The sequence below is a fragment of the Photobacterium chitinilyticum genome (assembly GCF_004104355.1).
GTDB classification, from domain to species: Bacteria; Pseudomonadota; Gammaproteobacteria; order Enterobacterales; family Vibrionaceae; genus Photobacterium; species Photobacterium chitinilyticum.
The window spans coordinates 1-362 of sequence record NZ_RJLM01000267.1 but is presented as its reverse complement, the minus strand read 5'-3'; the positions used below and the strand labels follow the sequence as shown (position 1 = coordinate 362).

1 protein-coding gene is annotated in these 362 nt (G+C 32.0%); it reads left to right on the top strand.

The features are described 5' to 3' along the window. Nucleotides 1-362: hypothetical protein (locus tag EDI28_RS28300; protein WP_164918652.1), on the top strand; the 362-nt coding region annotated here is incomplete at both ends.

Sequence of the window (362 nt, the reverse complement as noted above, 5' to 3'; positions counted from 1 at the left end):
GTTCTCAGAATAATGCATGTAATTTTGATGAAATTTCTTATAAAAATGAGGAAGATATGTCGGCTGAGTCAAATTATGGTCAAAAGTCTAAATTAATTTTGTTAGATGTTGATTTCCGTAATGCTCCATTATCCACTGATGAAATTTCTAATGGATTTGAAAGTAATGCTTCAGAAGAATTAAACCCTGACCTCAAATCAAAAGTCGTTCATTATCATCTAGTCATTTCTAGTGGATCCGACATTCAATGCAAGAAACATCGTTTAAATAAAGTCCTATTATTTGTAACTTGGAGATATAAGGATCCGACATTGTTTCGCGGAGGAGGAGAATGTTGGAGAATTAAAATTTATGCATACTTT